Here is a 16,492-nt window from a genome sequence, read left to right as displayed (position 1 = left end):
TTCAAAAAATAAGTTCGGTAATTAGAGGGTCCGTGCTCGAGCCGTGTCATGACGTCTCTCCGCGCCATCATAACCTAAGTAAGAGTGGTATTCTGCTAAACATTCGTGATCCGGGTCTGGGAGAATCTCTTATCCACCATACTCATAAGAGGGGGATGTTAATTTGCAAACTGGTCGAGTTTTGTAACTCCTAATTTTTGTGACTCCCAATTACAGTCTATCTTGTCGACATATGAAATGATTTAATTTTGGCTCCTTCTTAGGGGAGGAGGCTGTAAAAATGTCGAGTCACGAATATTCTATCGGTTATAGAATCAGAAATGTCCTGAGGATAGCCTACGCCGTACCATTTGTCCTGGCCTCCATCACTGGTGTGGCTTACGCTCTGACAGTAACTCAGGAATGGACGCTTGCCATCCTCATCCCCTTGGATGTGTTCGTCCTGGCGCTTTTCGTCAATCTTTCTAACGATTACTTCGATTATCGAAGTGGCGCGGACAAAGCACGCTTTGAAATCATGGAAGCGGCCATGGCCGATCCTGCCAACAAGGCATTGAGGGAGAAGATTTTCTGGCAGGGGAACTCATTCGAACGTGGACTTATTACAGAAAGCGCTGGCCTGAAATTAATTATAATACTGGCAGCCCTCGCCATCATCCTTTCCATCCCTATAATTTTCTCTGCCGGGTGGCTGGTAGTACTGCTGGGCTTGGCTGCCTTCTTTCTCGCGTTCTTCTATACCGCTCCACCATTGAATTTGGGAGCCAGGGGTTTGGGTGAGGTGGACGTTTTCATCTCTTTCATCATGATCTCCTTTTTTAGCTATTATGTAATCGTGCAAAAGTTCGCACTATTGCCTTTGCTGATCGCCATAACCGTAGGTCTCAATACCATGAACATGCGCATAATGGACGAGATGTCAGGATTGGAGGCGCATCAGCGTGAGGGGGAGAAGGATCTAGTGGTGAGATTTGGAGTGGATGGGGCAGCCAACATCATGGTAGGCCTGATGATCCTAATGTACATCATATGCGCCCTTCTCTGCCTTTTTGACATCGCCTTTGCAGTTTTATTCTTGACTCTTCCTATCGCCATCAGAGCCCAGAGGAAATTGCGGGATAAATCGGACATCCACAGGGTCATGAGGCCAGTGCTCGATGTGCTCAAGGTAGCAATTTTGCACTCCATCCTCGTGGTCATTGCTTTGAGTATGCGAACCGTCTTGACATATCTGTGATGGCGCTGATGCTCCCTCGAGTTATAAGGCGGTACTCGCGTACCGCATCGAAGCCACACTTTTTGCACGAAGGCGTATTTTGCATGGGGCATCCTTGATAATGGGAGCAATCGGGCAGCACGAAGGCCGACACCCAATGAGGACAAAGGGCAGAGAAATCCTCCTTCAACAGATCCTGCAAAGAGCTTCTGGTGTTTAGTATGGGATACCCTTCCTTTTTCAATTTAATCGCTTCCTCTATGACCTTCCTCTTATCCTCAAGTTCCAAAACCATGTCATAAGGAGGAGGGGTAACGAAATTGATCATCAAGCCGCGTATGTGATCATGCTCCTTGACGATTTGAGCAGTGGAACGTAGAGCATGCTTATTCTGCTGCATGATGGTCATATTAGCAAAGACGTTCGGATGCGATATATGCTTGAGGTTGCACATGAGTCTCTGATAAACTCCTTTGCCTCGGATGGAATCGTGAATCTCTTCTGGACCGTCCAAGCTGACGGATATAACATCGCTGGATTCGAAGAAGCGGTTGGTTCCATTAGTGGTGTATCCCACCACGAAATAGCCTATCTTATGTCCTGCATCGATGAGATGACCAAGATCTTTATCCCCCCATCTCCACAGAGTTGGTTCTCCGCCTTCGAAGAACAGCACCCTCGCTCCTCTCTCATAGAAAAGTCGCATCTCTCTCACAGCGTCATCCCAGCTGATCTCACTGGGTGAAGGGATCTGTTCAGCGTTGCCTGAGATGGCGCAATGTTTGCATCTCAGGTTGCAATTGAAATTGATTATCATGGTGTTGACCAGAGGCCTCTTATCCCCTACCTTAGATCTTATAAACCAACTTGCGTAATAGCCTAGCTGGCCTAATGCGAAGAACTTGGTCATCAGGGGCGGAAGGGAATAGGGTTATTAAAGCATGCTCAAAGGAGGCCCCATAGCGCTTTAATGAGATACAATGCGATAGGCATCTTGGCCTGCTCAGCCAAATTTATTAAAGAAGGATTTAAACCATTATACTTTCCGCTATGCCGTGGGATTGGAAAAGGGACTTAAAGGACCTATTCATGACTCCATCCGATGTAGTGGTGGAGGTGAAGGTTCCTCCGCTGCAGTACCTAACAGTGCAGGGCCAAGGCGACTTTTTAGGGAGCGGTGTTTTTCGGGTCAGCGCGGAAGCGCTTCTTGCGCTCTCAAGAATCATCAGAGCAAAGGTGAGAGAGCTGGACCCTTCAAAGGATTTCAGGGTGGGGCCTCTACAAGCTTTCCTTTGGAACAAGAAACGAGATAGTATATGGCCTCATGCAAGGGATGACTGGGCATGGAAAGCTATGGTCATGCAGCCGTCATTCGTCGATCAGGCCTGTTTAGAGGATGCCATAGCGCAAGTCAGAAAAAAAATTTCCAATCCTTTGGTCGAGGAAGCGGTATTGGAGACCATCGAAGAGGGAAGGAGTGTGCAAATACTTTATAAAGGGCCTTATGAAAAAAGGAAAGAGAAAATCGAAATGTTATGTAAATGCATCAAAGACAAAGGGAGTTTGCCATCTCAAGGTCATCATGAGATATATCTCAGGTATCCCGGGAATGCGTCTGGGAAAGGAACTATGACGATTTTAAGAGTCGCGTTTCAATGAAACAGTCTCGGAGACGATGTTTCGTCTCACTTTTTGATAACATATAAATATTGTTATAGGGAATTAAACTTCCAATCTATTATAAAAAGGATTTAGGAGGAAAGCGCTATGGCTACACCATTAAGAATTCAAATATTGGAGACTACGGCAGCTTTGATGACAGCGGCGTTCGGTCTATTGGCAGCCTTGGCATGGAACCAAGCAATCAAGTGGGCTGTCGATCAGGTCTTGACCGCCGACCCCGGGATAGGCTATTTTGTGTATGCGATCCTTGTAACTATAATCGCGGTCGTTGCCACGTTGTTGATTGCAAGAGCACTGGGAAAGGCGAAAGCAGCTTTGGCCAAAGAAGAGAAGAAGTAAAAGCTGCGCCTAATCTTAGCAATTTTTTATCATCTCCATTTTTTTTATTTACCTCATTTTGCTATTTCGAATACCTCACTCGTTTTAAGATTCAATGGACCGCAAGTGAGATAACCATCTGCGCCTTCTACCAGTATGGGTAAGGAAGATGACCAAGGTCAAGGTTGGCATCAATGGGTATGGCACTATTGGAAAAAGGGCCGCTTTCGCCATCCAGCGCATGGATGACATGGAAGTGGTAGGAGTGACTAAGACAAAGCCCAGCTATGAGGCCAGATTAGCCATTAAAGAAGGGCTGCCGCTATACGCCGCTTCACCGGAGAATATTCCCGATTTCGAAAAGGAGGATATCAAGATCGCAGGAACGTTGAGCGATCTCCTTCCCAAATGCGACATCATCGTAGACGCGACCCCAGGCGGAGTAGGGGAAACCTACAAGCCCATTTACGAGAAGGCAGGTGTTAAGGCTATTTTCCAGGGAGGGGAGGATCACGGAGTAGCTGGTATAAGCTTCAACGCCTTCGCCAATTATCATGAGGCCTGGGGGGCGCAATTCGTCAGGGTGGTTAGCTGCAACACCACTGGCCTAGTTCGTACCCTGTATCCTCTGGATAGAGTCTTCGGAGTGGAGAGGTGCTTCGCTGCTCTAGTCCGCAGGGGAGCCGACCCTGGAGACAAGAAAGGATTCGCCCTCAACGCTATTGAGCCCGCATTAAAATTGCCCACCCATCACGGCCCAGATGTCCAGACCATCATGCCATGGCTGAACATCAGGACCATGGCAGTGGTCACTCCCACCACCATGATGCATGTCCATTGCGTTACCTGCGACCTGAAGAAGAAGGCCACGGAGAACGAGGTTTTGAGCGTATGGGACAACGTGCCCCGCATCAGGTTCGTGAGCGGAAAGCACGGAATAAAATCTTCAGCCCAGGTGATGGAGCTGGCCCGCGACTTGGGCCGGCCAAGAGGGGATTTCATGGAAATAATCGTCTGGCAGGACGGAGTGAAGATGGAGGGTCACACTTTGTATTATTATCAAGCTATACACCAGGAGAGCGATATCGTTCCTGAGATAATTGACTGTATTCGCTCAATGATGAAACTGGAGGCCGATCCCATGCGCTCCATTCGCAAGACGGACAAAGCCATGGGCATCAGCAAATGATGCAGGAGGGCATTCGCTCCTCCGATATGTGCCTATAACTATAGCCAGAAAAAGATATCTAACCATCAGGAAATCACTTAAGCATCAGAAGGTGAGAGGATGACCGAGTTCAATACGATGGATGATTTCGATTTCAGGGGCAAGAGTGTTCTCCTTCGCGTGGATATCAATTGCCCCTTACACAAGGATACTTTGGAGATAGAGGATGATAATCGGATACAGCAGATCCTTCCGACCCTGAAAGAGCTCATCCACAAAGGGGCGAAGGTCGCCATAATCGCGCATCAGGGTCGCCCAGGGGATTGGGATTTCATACCCTTAGAAAAGCATGCTAAATCGCTTTCGAAGCTATTGGGTAGAGAAGTAAGGTATGTGGACGATCTTCTGGGTCACACTGCGCTTGAGGCCATACGTTCCATGTCTCAAGGCGATGTGATCATGCTCAAGAACGTGCGCGAGCTGCCTTATGAGCAGGAAAAGAAAAGCATGGAGGAGCATGCCAAGACGGAGCTGGTGACGACCCTCTCCCCCTTGTTCGACATATACGTCAACGACGCCTTCGGGGCCTCGCATCGCTCGCATTGCTCCTTGGTGGGATTTCCCGCTGTTCTGCCCTCAGCAGCGGGACGCTTGATGGAGAAGGAACTCAAAGCGCTAGGCCAGGTATTCAATAATCCAGCGCGTCCCAGCGTTTTCATCCTAGGCGGTGCGAAGTTCGGCGAGTCAGTAAAAGTGGTGGAAAGGCTATTGAGCAAGAGGATAGCCGATTGGGTGATCCTTGTGGGAGTCACTGGGAATGCGTTCCTAAAGGCAAGGGGTGTAAGGTTAGGCACCCCCAGTGAGCAATTCTTGGCCAAAGAGATGAACCCGGAAGATTTGGAGGCAGCGAAGAAATTGCTGCGGGAGAGAGGGGAGAAGATCCTTCTGCCTCATGATGTTGCCATCGAGGTAGACTGCAGGCGGCGGGATATACTGGTAGGGGATCTACCGCAGGAGTATCCAGTCCTGGATATAGGTAGATCCAGCATAGAGAAATTCTCTAGGGTTATCGCTGGAGCGGGCACCGTGTTCATGAGCGGTCCTGCCGGCATGTTCGAGAAAGAGCCTTTTGCCCTGGGCACAAAGGATCTTATGCTGGCCGCTACACATTCCAAGGCCTTCACCGTCATAGGGGGTGGGCATACCGCTGCGGCGGCAGAGAAATTCGGCCTCTTCCACAAGTTCTCCTATGTGAGCACGGGGGGAGGAGCCTTGGAGACCTACCTTCTAGGCAAGCCTTTGCCTGTAGTGGAGGCGCTCAAAGCGGCGAAAGAGCGAAAATGTCCAGCTAAATAATCGCTTAGCCTAACACCCTGCGCATGCGCTCCAGGGCTTCTTCGATGCGCTGAGAGCTCTGCGTTAGCGCCATGCGCACGAACCCTTCTCCATTTTCCCCGAATCCGATTCCAGGCGTTACCACCACCCCTGCCTCATTCAAAAGGCGGTCCGCGAACTTCATGCTGCTCCCTTCAACTCTGAACCAGAGGTAGAAAGTGCCTTTGGGAGGTTCTATCTGGAATCCAAGGGAGCGCAGCCCCTTGACCATAATATTCCGCCTCTCCTCGAATATCTTTATGTTGTCTCGGACCATCTGCGGCTTCTCCCTTCCTTTGTATTGCGAGAGAGCGAAGGCAGCAGCTTTCTGGATGAACTTGGGCGCTCCTGAGTCTACCTGCGATTTCACCTTTTTTAGGCCAGCGATGAGATTGGCATCCCCAACTGCATATCCTATTCTGTATCCTGTCATGTTGAAGGTCTTTGAAAGAGAGCCGAACTCGATGACCCCCTCGTCTCCGACCTCGAGTATGCTGGGCGCGGAGTAATCACCGAAGGTGAGTTCGGAGTAAGCGTTGTCGTAGACCATTATGGTCTCCGTCTGCAGACACCATTGGTAGAGGCCTAAAAGGTATTCTTTGTCCACGCAAGCACCAGTAGGATTGTTAGGGTAGTTTATGTATAACATCTTGGCCGTGCGGTCCAGGATGCCTGGGGAATCCTCGATCTGGAAATTATGCTCAGGGGACAACGGAACCCTGATCGGGATGGCATCGCACAAAGCCGTGGCGCCTTGTGCGTACACGGGATAGGCGGGGTCGGGGCAAAGGACTTTCTCGCCTGGATTGACAAAGGCTCTGGCGATGTTAGCTAGACCTTCCTTGCTGCCCAGCAGAATGCATACCTGCCCACGCGGGTCGACATCTACACCGAAGCGCTTCTTGTAGAAGTCAGCCACCGCCTCCCTTATCTCCGGCTCTCCCGCGGAGGAGGGATAATTGTGGTTCTCAGGGTCTAACACCTGCTTGCGCAGCTCCTCCACGATGGGAGCTGGAGTAGGCAGATCGGGATCACCTATGCCAAAATCGATCACATCTATTCCATGTGCTTTCTTCAGCCTCACCTTCTCCTCGATCTCTGCAAAAAGATAGGGGGGTATCCTATTTACGCGATTGGCGAATTGGAAAGGCATGCTCTCAGACCTCGAACTCTCCAGTATAGACCAGTTCTGCAGGGCCTCTCATGGTTACGGAGGATAGATCTTCCCCTACTTTAATCCAGAGGCTTCCTCCCGGGAGCCTGACCTCCACATCCTTTTCGAATGGGACATCTCCTCTCAAGGCCGCCACCGCTACCGTGGCGCAAGCCCCCGTGCCACAGGCCAAGGTCCAGCCTGCACCGCGCTCATAAACGCGCAGGTTTATTGCACCTTCGCTCAGTTGAGCGAACTCCACATTGGTCCTTTTAGGGAAGAGGGGATGTCTCTCGATCTTAGGGCCTAGAGAGTTCATCTCCTCCTCACTGAATCTTTGAAAGGTCACGAAGTGAGGATTCCCCATGCTCACTGCCGTACCCTTTATCCTCCACTTCTCCACCTCTAGCTCTCGCTCCACGAAACGCCCCTCGCACATCATTGGTATCTTGGCGCAGTCGAGTTCTGGAGCTCCCATGCCCACCGTGACCTCTCTCACCTTGCCATCCACGGTCCTGCATTCCACCTCTTTGATGCCAGCCAGGGTGTCGATTTTCATCTTGACCTTAGGGACCAAGCCTTGATCGAACAGGTGCTTGGCCACACAGCGTATGCCATTGCCGCACATCTCCGCCTCGCTCCCGTCCGAATTCAGGATCTTCATGAATGCGTCGCCCCGAGGGCTGCGCATGAGGTAAAGTATTCCGTCAGCACCTATTCCGAACCTGCGGTCGCACCAGCGCACAGCGAAAGACGGATCTTTTGGAGCCTGGTCATCAAAGTCCTCTAAGAGGATGAAATCGTTGCCCAGGCCCTGATACTTAAAGAATCTCAGATCATCAGCCTCGTGGGAATGCGCTCCAGGCGCAGAAGGTCATCTATGCTCTCTGCTTCCCTGATAATGGAGGCCGAACCGTCCTTCACCAAGATCTCCCTGGGACGACCGCGCATATTGTAGTTAGAGGACATGGTGAAGCCATAAGCACCAGCATCATACACGGCAATGATATCTCCTTCCTGCACCCGAGGCAGCTTGCGGTCCTTGGCCAGGAAGTCCCCGCTCTCGCAGATGGGTCCTACGATGTCGTAAGTGAACTCCTCGGGCTGGCAGAACTTGTTCGCCACCGCCACATGGTGATAAGAGCCATAGAAAGCAGGTCTGATCAAAGTATTGAAGCCAGCATCCACTCCGCAGAATCTCTTCTCACCTGTCTCTTTGATATCGACCACCCGCGTGAGAAGTATGGTGGTATCCGCCACGATGTAGCGGCCAGGCTCTATGGCAAGCATCTTGGCCGAACAGCGTCCCTTTATTCTAGATGTTACTTCGCGCGCGTAGGCTTCGACATCCATGGGCTTGTCCTCGGGGCGATAGGGGATGCCTATACCACCTCCTATGTCCAATACCTCCAGCTTTAGTCCCAGGCGCGATTCTACCTCATTCATGATGCCCACTAACACTTCTGTCACCTCTGCAAAGGGGGCGACATCCTGCACTCCTGCACCGATATGAGCGTGCAGGCCAAAGGGCATAAAGCCAAGCTCTAGTGCTCGATCATAAGCGTGCACGATCAGTTCCTTGGGGATGCCGAACTTGCTGCTTTTCGCTCCAGTTATGACATGTGAATGGTGGCCGGCACCCACCTGTGGATTAACGCGAATAGATATCTTCACATCTGTGGAGATGCGCGCTAAGCGTTCCAGCTCGGACAGCGAATCTATATTGACGCTCACTCCTCTGGCCACGACCTGTTTGAGCTCCTTATCGCTGACATTGACTCCGGTGTAGAGAATTCTCTGCGGAGGGAATCCTGCCCTCAGGCAGGCCTCTATCTCACCTATGCTCACCGCATCGATATAGCTGCCCTCCTGCTCTAAAATGCGCAGGATGGCCAGCGCGGTGTTGGCTTTGCAAGCGTAGTGAACTCTGACGGGCATATAGGGCTTGAAGGCGTCCCTTATCCTGCGATAGTTCTCCCTCAAAGCGTTCTCATCCGTGACATATATGGGCGTCCCGAAGGTCTCCGCCAGATCCATAGCCTTGAGGCCACCGATAATTAAATGACCTCCATCATTCTGGAAATTTCGCATATCAACCACCTATGAATTTATCGTGAATGCCCCTGACAACCTCGTTAGCCTTATCGCTGGGGACAACGAAGTTGAGAGAGACATCCGATGCCCCTTCAGATATCATTTCGATGTTGGCATCAAGCTCCTGCGCCACCTTGAATATTCTCGCTGCGGCGCCTGTTTGATTTATAAGATCGTCTCCGACGGCGCATATCAGGGACACGCCCTCTTTCACCGTCACCTTCTCAACCTCACCGTCCCCGTACCGCCGCAACCTCTCACAGATGCTGCGCGCCGTCTGACTGGGAACGGCGAAGGCAAGGGTGGAGAGTGAAGTAGATATGGCATACACAGTGGACCCGTCATCCGAGACGGTGGCCAAGAGATGCATGACCAGGCTAGGGTTGTAGACGATCTCTGAGGAATAAACCTTTATGATGGCCAGATCGCCCTTAGACGCCACGCTCTTCAAAAGCCTGCCCTCCTTTTTCCTGCTCTCGCCGATGCATGTGCCAGGGGCTGAGGGATTAAAGGTGTTTTTCACCTTTACGATGATCTTCTTCCTTCTTGCTGGTTCGATGCAACGGGGATGCAGCACCTTGGCCCCAAAATATGCCAGCTCCGCTGCTTCGCCGTAATCCATCTCCTCTATCCTGCGCGCGGTAGGTACCACTCTAGGATCTGCGGTCATGAATCCATCCACATCGGTCCAGATCTCAATGGCATCCGCATCAAGCGCGTAGCCCACCACTGAGCCGGAGTAATCCGATCCTCCTCGGCCAAAGGTTATAGGGCGGCCATCGCTGTCGCAACCATAATAACCAGTTATTATCGGCACTTTGCCTCGCTCGATCAAAGGCTTGACGGTGCTCCTGAAATTGCGTGCCGTGGCCTCAAGATTAGCCATGCCGTTGCCTGGCGGACCCTGGGCAACTATTCCCGCCTCTTCTGAGGTAAGGGCTACTGCATCCACGCCCGCGCTTCGCAGGAGGGAAGCCACCATCACGGATGAGAGTCTCTCCCCCCATGAGGAGATGGTATCCCGCAGCATTGCTTGGTTGGAGGGCTCTTGATAGCGCTCAAGTGATTGCCTGAGTGCCCCTATGCGCACCCTGAGCTTCGTCTCTAATTCCATCAGCTCTGCCTCTGGCATCAAGGCCTTGACCGCTGAGGTGTGCTTCCAAAGAAGTTCCTCGTAGAATGCTTCACTGGCCGGTCTGCCCTCTTTCATTATCGCGATGAGCTGGTTCGTGACCCCAGACATGGCAGAGACCACCAGGGCCTTGTCGGCCCTCTCCTCTTTGACTATCGAAATGAGGTTGCGCAAGGCCCGTTCAGAGCCCACGCTGGTACCCCCGAACTTCATGGCCTTGATCACAGTCCCAGCACCTCTGCCATGCTATGCACTTTGCCATCACGTCGGGCTGATACCCACCGTATGGCGGCAATGCATCCCTCAGCGAAGGCCTCTCGGGAATGGGCACGATGAGTCAGCTCAATCCTCTCCTTATTGCCAGCGAATATGATGGTGTGCTCTCCCACCACATCACCAGCCCTCACCGCATGCACCCCGATCTCCCTCCCTCGTGGCCCTACATTGCCCTGGCGGCCATATACTATGTTATCAATGCCAGTCACCTCTGAGGCGATTTGGGCAGCGCGCATGGCCGTGCCTGAGGGGGCGTCCTTCTTTTTGTCGTGATGAGTCTCGATTATCTCGATATCGTAGTTCTCCAATACCGCGGCCAATATGCCGCACATTTTCCAGAACACATTCACTCCCACGGAGAAGTTAGGGGTGACCACGGCCGAGACGTTATTCTCCTGAACGGAAGCCTCAAAAGCTCTAAGGACATCCTCACCAAGCCCTGTTGTGCCCACCACGCAATTAACTCCTAGAGGAGGGGCCCTCGTCAAATTCTTGGCCGCAGCGGAGGCTGAGGTCACATCAACATAGACATCTGCTTGTCTCAGGACCTTTTCCATATCTGAGGATGGGTGAGTGAACACACCAGGAGCAAGCTCCTTGCCCACATGGCCTCCGCTATCCGACACCACGCCTCCTACCAATTGCATGTCTTCCTGTTGCTTCACCAGCTCGCATATCATGGATCCCAGCCTTCCAGAGGCGCCTCCTACTACCACTTTTATCATTCTACCACCTTCTTTCAAGGAGAGCCCAGAACTACCACCTTATTTGATCAGGCCAAGTGCCACCATCGTTCTGCGTAGGATCTCCTGATTGGCAGGCTCCATATCACAGAGGGGGAGACGGAAGGAGCCTGCTGGTTTCCCCATCATCCTGAGGGCGGTCTTGACGGGGATGGGATTGGTCTCGATGAACAGATGATTGAACAGCGGCAGAAGCCTGAAATGCTCCTTCCTGGCCTCGTCCCATTCACCGTTTAGGGCGTGTCGGACCATGGAGCTTACCCGATCAGGTATGATGTTCGAGGCCACGGATATGACTCCTTTTCCCCCTAAGGCCATTATGGGGAAGGTGAGGGCATCGTCCCCTGACATCACTGAGAATCCTTTAGGAGCCTTTTCCAGGATGGCCATTATCTGAGCCATATTCCCACTGGCTTCCTTTATCCCCACGATATTGGGGGTCTCGGCCAACTTCAGCACTGTGGGCGGATTTATATTCCCTGCCGTACGACCAGGGACATTATAGACGATTATAGGGATGTCCACGGCCTTGGCTATGGCTTCATAGTGCTTTATGAGCCCAGTTTGCGTGGGCTTGTTGTAATAAGGCGATATAGAAAGGATGCCATGCACTCCTAGGTCCATGGCTCCCTTGGATAGGTGTATGGCCTCGCTGGTGGAGTTGCTACCCGCTCCAGCTATGACCTTGGCCCTCTTGACCGATTCCATGACTATGCGGATGACCTGAAGATGCTCGGCATGCGAAAGCGTCGCTGACTCCCCGGTGGTCCCCACGGGCACAATGTAATCTATGCCATTGCTCTCCTGGAAAGCCACCAGCTCCTTCAGCCCTTCTGCATCGATCTCACCATTGGCCTTAAAGGGGGTTACAATAGCAGTCGCTGTCCCTTGTATCATTCGCTCACCCCATAATGCTCTTTGAGTATCAATCTAGTACGCGTGGACTGGACATTTTCGAAATGGCGGATGCGCTCGATGATGTCATTGAGCTGTGGTGAGGAGGTGACATCGATGATGGCCACGATATCCTCTTCGCCTGTCACCTCGAATACCTCGGAGACCCCATCGAACTTAGCTATCTGCTTAGCGACATCGGAGGTGTTCACGTTAACGTCTATCTTGACCTCGATTATGGCCTTGACATTCTTACTACTTGTCTTGATAGTGAAGCTTTGTATAATGCCCTCCTCGAAGAGCTTTCTCACTCGACTTCTTACGGTGCCCTCGGACACCTTGAGCTCATCGGCGATCTCAACGAACGGCTTCCTTGCGTCTTTCTTGAGGATCTCCACGATGCGCTCATCCAATTGGTCTAACACGGTGAAACCTCCTACTATTTTTTCTGTAATTTTTCGTATGATTTTCTACGATAACAGAGGAAGCTTACTTAATACTTCCTAGAAATTGCAATCGAATATGACGTTTTTCCTCAAATATTCAAGATATCAATCTCCACTCGCGCTCGAGATGTACGCGGATTTGAGGAATTCCTGCCAGCGGCGCTCATCATCTACTTTGCTCATCAGGACCTTGGCCTTCAATGCCGCCTCCGAGCCTCTTGCGTTGCGTATATCCTCTACCGCTCTCAATATGCCGCATATCTCGTCCAGCAGGATATGGGCATGGCCCTTGGTCAAGCCACTCTCGGTCCGAAGCTCCTCCTCCAGCATTCGCGCCTTTCGCTCCAAAGCACTCGCCAATTGAAGAGCAGATTGTATCTCTTGTGGGGAAGGGGAAGGATTGGTGAGGTAGCGAAAGACCACCTCCCTTAAAGGTATGCGCTCTCCTCCCACCATTTCCTCTTCAGGAATGAACTTTCCCACCCAGTAGAGGGCGGAATGGATCCTCTCAAGGATTCTCTTCCGGTCTTCTGGGCTCAAGGGATTAGGGTCATAATCCCATTTATCTTGTTCCTTCATGATCATTTATAAGGGAAGGATCTCAACGGTCCATGACCCAATATGGTCCCTCCCATGGACCTGGCACGGATTACACCGCGCAAAGGCACCCCATCGATCTCGTTCTGGCTGCTCTTGTTGACGATGACCACCATCAAAACCGGCGTCCCGCCCGCGGCCCTAATATCTTTGATGGCTTCCTGAGCAGTTGCTCCTGTGGACATGACATCGTCCACGATGACCACCTTCTTGCCTTCCACCGAGGCATAATTCCCGCTGATAGCACCTCCTGCTTTCCCCCTCTCCACTGGCGGCTTGTAGATTGCCAGCTCCGCGTCCAACATCTCGGATATATAGGCAGCGAAGGCCACGCCATTCACGGCGATACCTAAAACCACATCCACATCCTGCTCGCGCTTCTCCAGCTCTTCGATAATGATGTCCGTCAGGATCTCGCTCATCATGGCTATGCGCGAACCGAATACGCCCACCGTCCTCCAGCCTATCTTGATATCGCTAGGAGGAAGTGTACCATCCATACCTTCCTCGAGCAGGTAACGAACCGTATCTATAGAAACATGGAGCTCATCGCCGATCTCGCGCTCGTTCAAGCCACGCTCCTTATACTCACGGGCCTTCCTGGCCAATTCCTTGACATCCACCATGCTTTTCCACCAGGTGAGCAATCAGGAGCGGCAATAATTAATGTTTGCGTAGCTTGAAGGTAGAGATTCAGGCGCGCATCTTCCCAAGCGAAGGTTTGCAATTTTTAGCTTCTATCGCAGACTATCACTGATAACGGCTGAGAGAGCGGATCAGGTGCCAGAGTGTCTTATTTACCTGCGCCTGGACTCCATTCTCCTCCCCCTTCCGCACAAGCTCACCCGTGATCTCTTCGATCTCCGTGCGCCGCCTCTTCTCCACATCCTGCAGCATACTGGATCGATTCTCTGCCGTCTTGCGCAAAATATCAAGCGCCAAAGCAAAAGGATCCTTATCTCCTAGATCCCTGCCGCAGGCCTTGGCAATGGCCTCTCCTTCTCGGCATACGGCATGGCAAAGTTCTCGCAGATCCTCATCCTGGAGCAACTTACCATTTTTGCAACGCACTATGGCTGTGAGCGGATTGATGGCGGAATTGACGATGGCCTTGATCCAAACCTCTCTCATTATGTCATCTGAGACGAAGGCATCCATGCCTACCGAGGTGAAAATCTCCGCCACCTCTTCGGCCATGTTCCTCGGTGCCCGCAAAGTTCCGAAATAGGTATCGCCTTCTCCTGCATAGAACACCCGTCCATTCCCTGATTTCGTTGCCCCCAAGTTTGTCACTCCTATGACGGATTGCCATGGGTATGCCTTATCCAGGAGCGTAGGATTGGAAAGGCCGTTCTGCAGGGAGACGACTCTGGTAGCGGAGTTCACTATGGGCTTGATCTCCGCAAGTGCTTTAGCGGTATCATAAGCCTTTACCGTGATAAGCACCATATCGGCTTCAGGCACATCACTCACCCGCTCCGCTGTGCGAGGGACGACCACCGCCTCCACCATCCCAGTTATGACCAGACCGCTCTCCTCTATGGCCTTCATGTGAGCGGGTCTTCCTATCAGCGTGACATCATGCCTGCGCGTCAGCAATCCGCCCACCAAGCTGCCAAGAGAACCTGCACCAAACACGACTATCTTCATGCTCATACCCTCCTTTTCCTCTCCTCATTTGCCAATATATGTGCCTTCCTTAATGGCTCAGGTGGGCCTTTCAATATCAAGCGCCTCACCACTCCGCAAGCAGTATCGAGGGAGATCATATGTCCCACGGAAACGAAGGTAGGTCGCTGTGGATTTCCCACTCTTCTACCCTTTATGCATCCATTTATGACTACGTTTCCCCACTCATCTTGGATCTGGCCTGGGAGAAGGCTCTTGGCGGCGCCTATGGTAGGCACTCCCAAAATAACCCCTGCATGACACGCCACTCCGAAGCCTCTAGGATGCAGACGCCCATGTCCATCGATGAGATGCACACACTCCTTCTGGGGTTCCATCACCTTCTTCATCAATGGAAGCTCGCGGTATCCCAGAAATCCAGGTATGTAGGGGAATCGCACCTTGCCCCATGCCACCACCTCTTCCACGATCTTCCCTGTGCTAAATTCCACAGTAACTTTAGCTGCTACCGCCTCATCTTCTAGATAGGCCACGTCCACCCCTGCCGCGTAGAGGAACTCGCTGCTAGCATCCTCTTCCGAGACTAGCAGGCTCAGGCGCATCTGCTCCTCTCGCAAATGCTTCAAGAGGGGAGGGATTTCGAGCTCCTTGAAGCGCACCCGCTCCAGATCAACTACTCGCCCATCTCGCAAAATGACGCCCTCTTTCCTCAGCGCCTCGGCTTCAGGTGCGCGTCCATCCGCATACACTACCCTGTACCAGTGCGGGATCATTCTTCGCTCTGAAGCTAGGACCTCTCCTACCGCGCGTGCAGCGCTGAGGTCGCCTAGGGCTAAAGCGATATCTCCAAAGGTGCACACCTTCCCATGGGGGATCTTCTCTACGACCTTACAAATCAAATCGATTAGGTCCACCTCCTCAAAGGAGGTCCGTGATTTTCGCACCGTCCTCCCCCTTTGATATCTCTATGAAAGTAGGCTTTCCGCGGGCTGGCAGAGAGACGTTTAGCACCTTGACCTCTCGCCTTCCTCTCTCCAACTCGTCTAACTTCTTCTGTTTGGTGGATAAGGACGCTACCGATCGCCCCTTATGGGCATGCGCGTGCAATGCGAGATGTGGGAGAGTTTGCATAAGGACCCCTTCCAAGGATTTGGAGCCCATCTCTGGCCAGGCTGAAGGCCGTTCCCCTTCTAGGGTCGCATAGGTGGGCGGGTAATGAGTCAAAAGGATGAGTACTTCTGAGTCTTTTCTCTTCAAGAGCTCAGAAATCCGAGTAACTCTTTGTCGGTAAATCTCCCATACACCTGGCATGTTATTCCTCTGCCACCAGGTGGGCCGGTCCAGTACTCCGGTCGAGCCTACCACTCTGATCCTCATCCCATCCAACTCGAACTCTAACTCTTCCTCTTCTAAGAAGTGAACGTCGTATCTTGAGCGATACTCCTGATGAGAGTTCTCATATTCCTCATTGCCGAATACAGCTATCATCCGCGCCTCGGTCATGCTCTTAATATTCTGCAGAGCCAGGCCAAAAGAATCGATGTCATTCTTCCGTGTGATGTCCCCCGCTAACATCAAGAAGGAGCATTCGCTCATCTCCTTCCTAAATGCCTCTAGAATCTGCGTATTCTCCGGCCCGTGAAGGTCGCCAAAGGCGCATGCTAGCATACTGGTCTTCACTGCTGAGCGCATAAAAATCATTGTCGGTAGTACATCTATTTGCCTGATTTATGCTCACAGAAGAGGGAAATAGAGGCTATGACGAAGGC

18 protein-coding genes are annotated in these 16,492 nt (G+C 51.9%); 5 read left to right on the top strand and 13 right to left on the bottom strand.

Annotated features, from left to right (window positions below; genetic code table 11):
- Positions 1–280 precede the first annotated feature (280 nt).
- Entirely contained in the window at positions 281–1,237 is a 957-nt protein-coding gene (locus tag QW520_05625; GenBank protein MEM0449283.1) for a prenyltransferase, read from the top strand.
- On the opposite strand, the gene QW520_05620 is transcribed toward QW520_05625, so the two are convergent.
- On the bottom strand, positions 1,197–2,126 hold the full coding sequence (locus QW520_05620; protein ID MEM0449282.1) for a radical SAM protein: 930 nt from the start codon (positions 2,124–2,126) through the stop codon (positions 1,197–1,199). The genes QW520_05625 and QW520_05620 overlap by 41 nt on opposite strands.
- A 140-nt stretch (positions 2,127–2,266) precedes the next feature.
- Between QW520_05620 and QW520_05615 the strand changes: the two genes are divergently transcribed.
- The 4 genes from QW520_05615 to QW520_05600 all read left to right on the top strand — a co-directional run bounded on the left by QW520_05615 (position 2,267) and on the right by QW520_05600 (position 5,741).
- Positions 2,267–2,875, top strand: coding sequence for a GyrI-like domain-containing protein (locus QW520_05615; GenBank protein ID MEM0449281.1), 609 nt, complete (start codon positions 2,267–2,269; stop codon positions 2,873–2,875).
- A 108-nt stretch (positions 2,876–2,983) separates the two neighbouring features.
- Positions 2,984–3,238: a DUF5654 family protein gene (locus QW520_05610; GenBank protein ID MEM0449280.1), complete on the top strand. Its 255-nt coding sequence runs from the start codon at positions 2,984–2,986 to the stop codon at positions 3,236–3,238.
- A gap of 148 nt (positions 3,239–3,386) precedes the next feature.
- The gene (locus QW520_05605; GenBank protein ID MEM0449279.1) at positions 3,387–4,406 is read left to right on the top strand and encodes a type II glyceraldehyde-3-phosphate dehydrogenase; all 1,020 of its coding nucleotides are present in this window, start codon (positions 3,387–3,389) and stop codon (positions 4,404–4,406) included.
- Between the two features lie 99 nt (positions 4,407–4,505).
- Positions 4,506–5,741 carry a phosphoglycerate kinase gene (locus QW520_05600; GenBank protein ID MEM0449278.1) on the top strand — a complete coding sequence of 412 codons (1,236 nt, stop codon included), beginning with the start codon at positions 4,506–4,508 and terminating at the stop codon, positions 5,739–5,741.
- 4 nt (positions 5,742–5,745) lie between these two features.
- On the opposite strand, the gene QW520_05595 is transcribed toward QW520_05600, so the two are convergent.
- The 12 genes from QW520_05595 to QW520_05540 form a co-directional block, all read right to left on the bottom strand.
- Positions 5,746–6,912: an aminotransferase class I/II-fold pyridoxal phosphate-dependent enzyme gene (locus QW520_05595; GenBank protein MEM0449277.1), complete on the bottom strand. Its 1,167-nt coding sequence runs from the start codon at positions 6,910–6,912 to the stop codon at positions 5,746–5,748.
- Between the two features lie 4 nt (positions 6,913–6,916).
- Positions 6,917–7,747, bottom strand: a complete 831-nt coding sequence (gene dapF, locus QW520_05590; protein MEM0449276.1) for a diaminopimelate epimerase — start codon at positions 7,745–7,747, stop codon at positions 6,917–6,919.
- Positions 7,744–9,003, bottom strand: a complete 1,260-nt coding sequence (gene lysA / locus QW520_05585) for a diaminopimelate decarboxylase (protein ID MEM0449275.1) — start codon at positions 9,001–9,003, stop codon at positions 7,744–7,746. The genes dapF and lysA overlap by 4 nt, the downstream gene beginning before the upstream one ends.
- A gap of 1 nt (position 9,004) precedes the next feature.
- Complete coding sequence (locus QW520_05580) at positions 9,005–10,363, bottom strand: aspartate kinase (GenBank protein MEM0449274.1); 1,359 nt, start codon at positions 10,361–10,363, stop codon at positions 9,005–9,007.
- Positions 10,360–11,139, bottom strand: coding sequence for a 4-hydroxy-tetrahydrodipicolinate reductase (gene dapB, locus QW520_05575; protein ID MEM0449273.1), 780 nt, complete (start codon positions 11,137–11,139; stop codon positions 10,360–10,362). The genes QW520_05580 and dapB overlap by 4 nt, the downstream gene beginning before the upstream one ends.
- Before the next feature lie 39 nt (positions 11,140–11,178).
- On the bottom strand, positions 11,179–12,054 hold the full coding sequence (gene dapA, locus QW520_05570) for a 4-hydroxy-tetrahydrodipicolinate synthase (GenBank protein ID MEM0449272.1): 876 nt from the start codon (positions 12,052–12,054) through the stop codon (positions 11,179–11,181).
- Positions 12,051–12,476, bottom strand: coding sequence for an Lrp/AsnC family transcriptional regulator (locus QW520_05565; GenBank protein ID MEM0449271.1), 426 nt, complete (start codon positions 12,474–12,476; stop codon positions 12,051–12,053). Before QW520_05565 ends, dapA begins: the two co-directional genes overlap by 4 nt.
- 126 nt (positions 12,477–12,602) lie before the next feature.
- Positions 12,603–13,076 (bottom strand): DUF5788 family protein, encoded by a 474-nt coding sequence (locus QW520_05560; protein ID MEM0449270.1) that lies wholly within the window; start codon positions 13,074–13,076, stop codon positions 12,603–12,605.
- Between the two features lie 2 nt (positions 13,077–13,078).
- Positions 13,079–13,720 carry an orotate phosphoribosyltransferase-like protein gene (locus tag QW520_05555; GenBank protein MEM0449269.1) on the bottom strand — a complete coding sequence of 214 codons (642 nt, stop codon included), beginning with the start codon at positions 13,718–13,720 and terminating at the stop codon, positions 13,079–13,081.
- A gap of 124 nt (positions 13,721–13,844) precedes the next feature.
- Positions 13,845–14,744, bottom strand: coding sequence for a 2-dehydropantoate 2-reductase (locus QW520_05550; protein ID MEM0449268.1), 900 nt, complete (start codon positions 14,742–14,744; stop codon positions 13,845–13,847).
- Positions 14,745–14,746: 2 nt separating this feature from the next.
- Entirely contained in the window at positions 14,747–15,667 is a 921-nt protein-coding gene (locus tag QW520_05545) for an endonuclease V (GenBank protein MEM0449267.1), read from the bottom strand.
- Complete coding sequence (locus QW520_05540; protein MEM0449266.1) at positions 15,642–16,415, bottom strand: metallophosphoesterase; 774 nt, start codon at positions 16,413–16,415, stop codon at positions 15,642–15,644. Before QW520_05540 ends, QW520_05545 begins: the two co-directional genes overlap by 26 nt.
- Between the last annotated feature and the right edge of the window lie 77 nt (positions 16,416–16,492).

This window comes from Methanomassiliicoccales archaeon (assembly GCA_038740345.1).
Classification (GTDB): Archaea; Thermoplasmatota; Thermoplasmata; order Methanomassiliicoccales; family UBA472; genus JAJRAN01.
The sequence above is the reverse complement of the archived record's forward strand: the minus strand, read 5'-3'. Positions and strand labels throughout refer to the sequence as shown.

Coding starts and splice junctions, on each gene's coding strand:
- QW520_05550 (MEM0449268.1), bottom strand. CDS start 14,744: ATGAAGATAGTCGTGTTTGGTGCAGGTTCTCTTGGCAGCTTGGTGGGC.
- QW520_05600 (MEM0449278.1), top strand. CDS start 4,506: ATGACCGAGTTCAATACGATGGATGATTTCGATTTCAGGGGCAAGAGT.
- QW520_05610 (MEM0449280.1), top strand. CDS start 2,984: ATGGCTACACCATTAAGAATTCAAATATTGGAGACTACGGCAGCTTTG.
- QW520_05555 (MEM0449269.1), bottom strand. CDS start 13,720: ATGGTGGATGTCAAGGAATTGGCCAGGAAGGCCCGTGAGTATAAGGAG.
- dapA (MEM0449272.1), bottom strand. CDS start 12,054: ATGATACAAGGGACAGCGACTGCTATTGTAACCCCCTTTAAGGCCAAT.
- QW520_05625 (MEM0449283.1), top strand. CDS start 281: ATGTCGAGTCACGAATATTCTATCGGTTATAGAATCAGAAATGTCCTG.
- lysA (MEM0449275.1), bottom strand. CDS start 9,003: ATGCGAAATTTCCAGAATGATGGAGGTCATTTAATTATCGGTGGCCTC.
- QW520_05540 (MEM0449266.1), bottom strand. CDS start 16,415: ATGCGCTCAGCAGTGAAGACCAGTATGCTAGCATGCGCCTTTGGCGAC.
- dapB (MEM0449273.1), bottom strand. CDS start 11,139: ATGATAAAAGTGGTAGTAGGAGGCGCCTCTGGAAGGCTGGGATCCATG.
- QW520_05615 (MEM0449281.1), top strand. CDS start 2,267: ATGCCGTGGGATTGGAAAAGGGACTTAAAGGACCTATTCATGACTCCA.
- QW520_05605 (MEM0449279.1), top strand. CDS start 3,387: ATGACCAAGGTCAAGGTTGGCATCAATGGGTATGGCACTATTGGAAAA.
- QW520_05560 (MEM0449270.1), bottom strand. CDS start 13,076: ATGAAGGAACAAGATAAATGGGATTATGACCCTAATCCCTTGAGCCCA.
- QW520_05620 (MEM0449282.1), bottom strand. CDS start 2,126: ATGACCAAGTTCTTCGCATTAGGCCAGCTAGGCTATTACGCAAGTTGG.
- QW520_05595 (MEM0449277.1), bottom strand. CDS start 6,912: ATGCCTTTCCAATTCGCCAATCGCGTAAATAGGATACCCCCCTATCTT.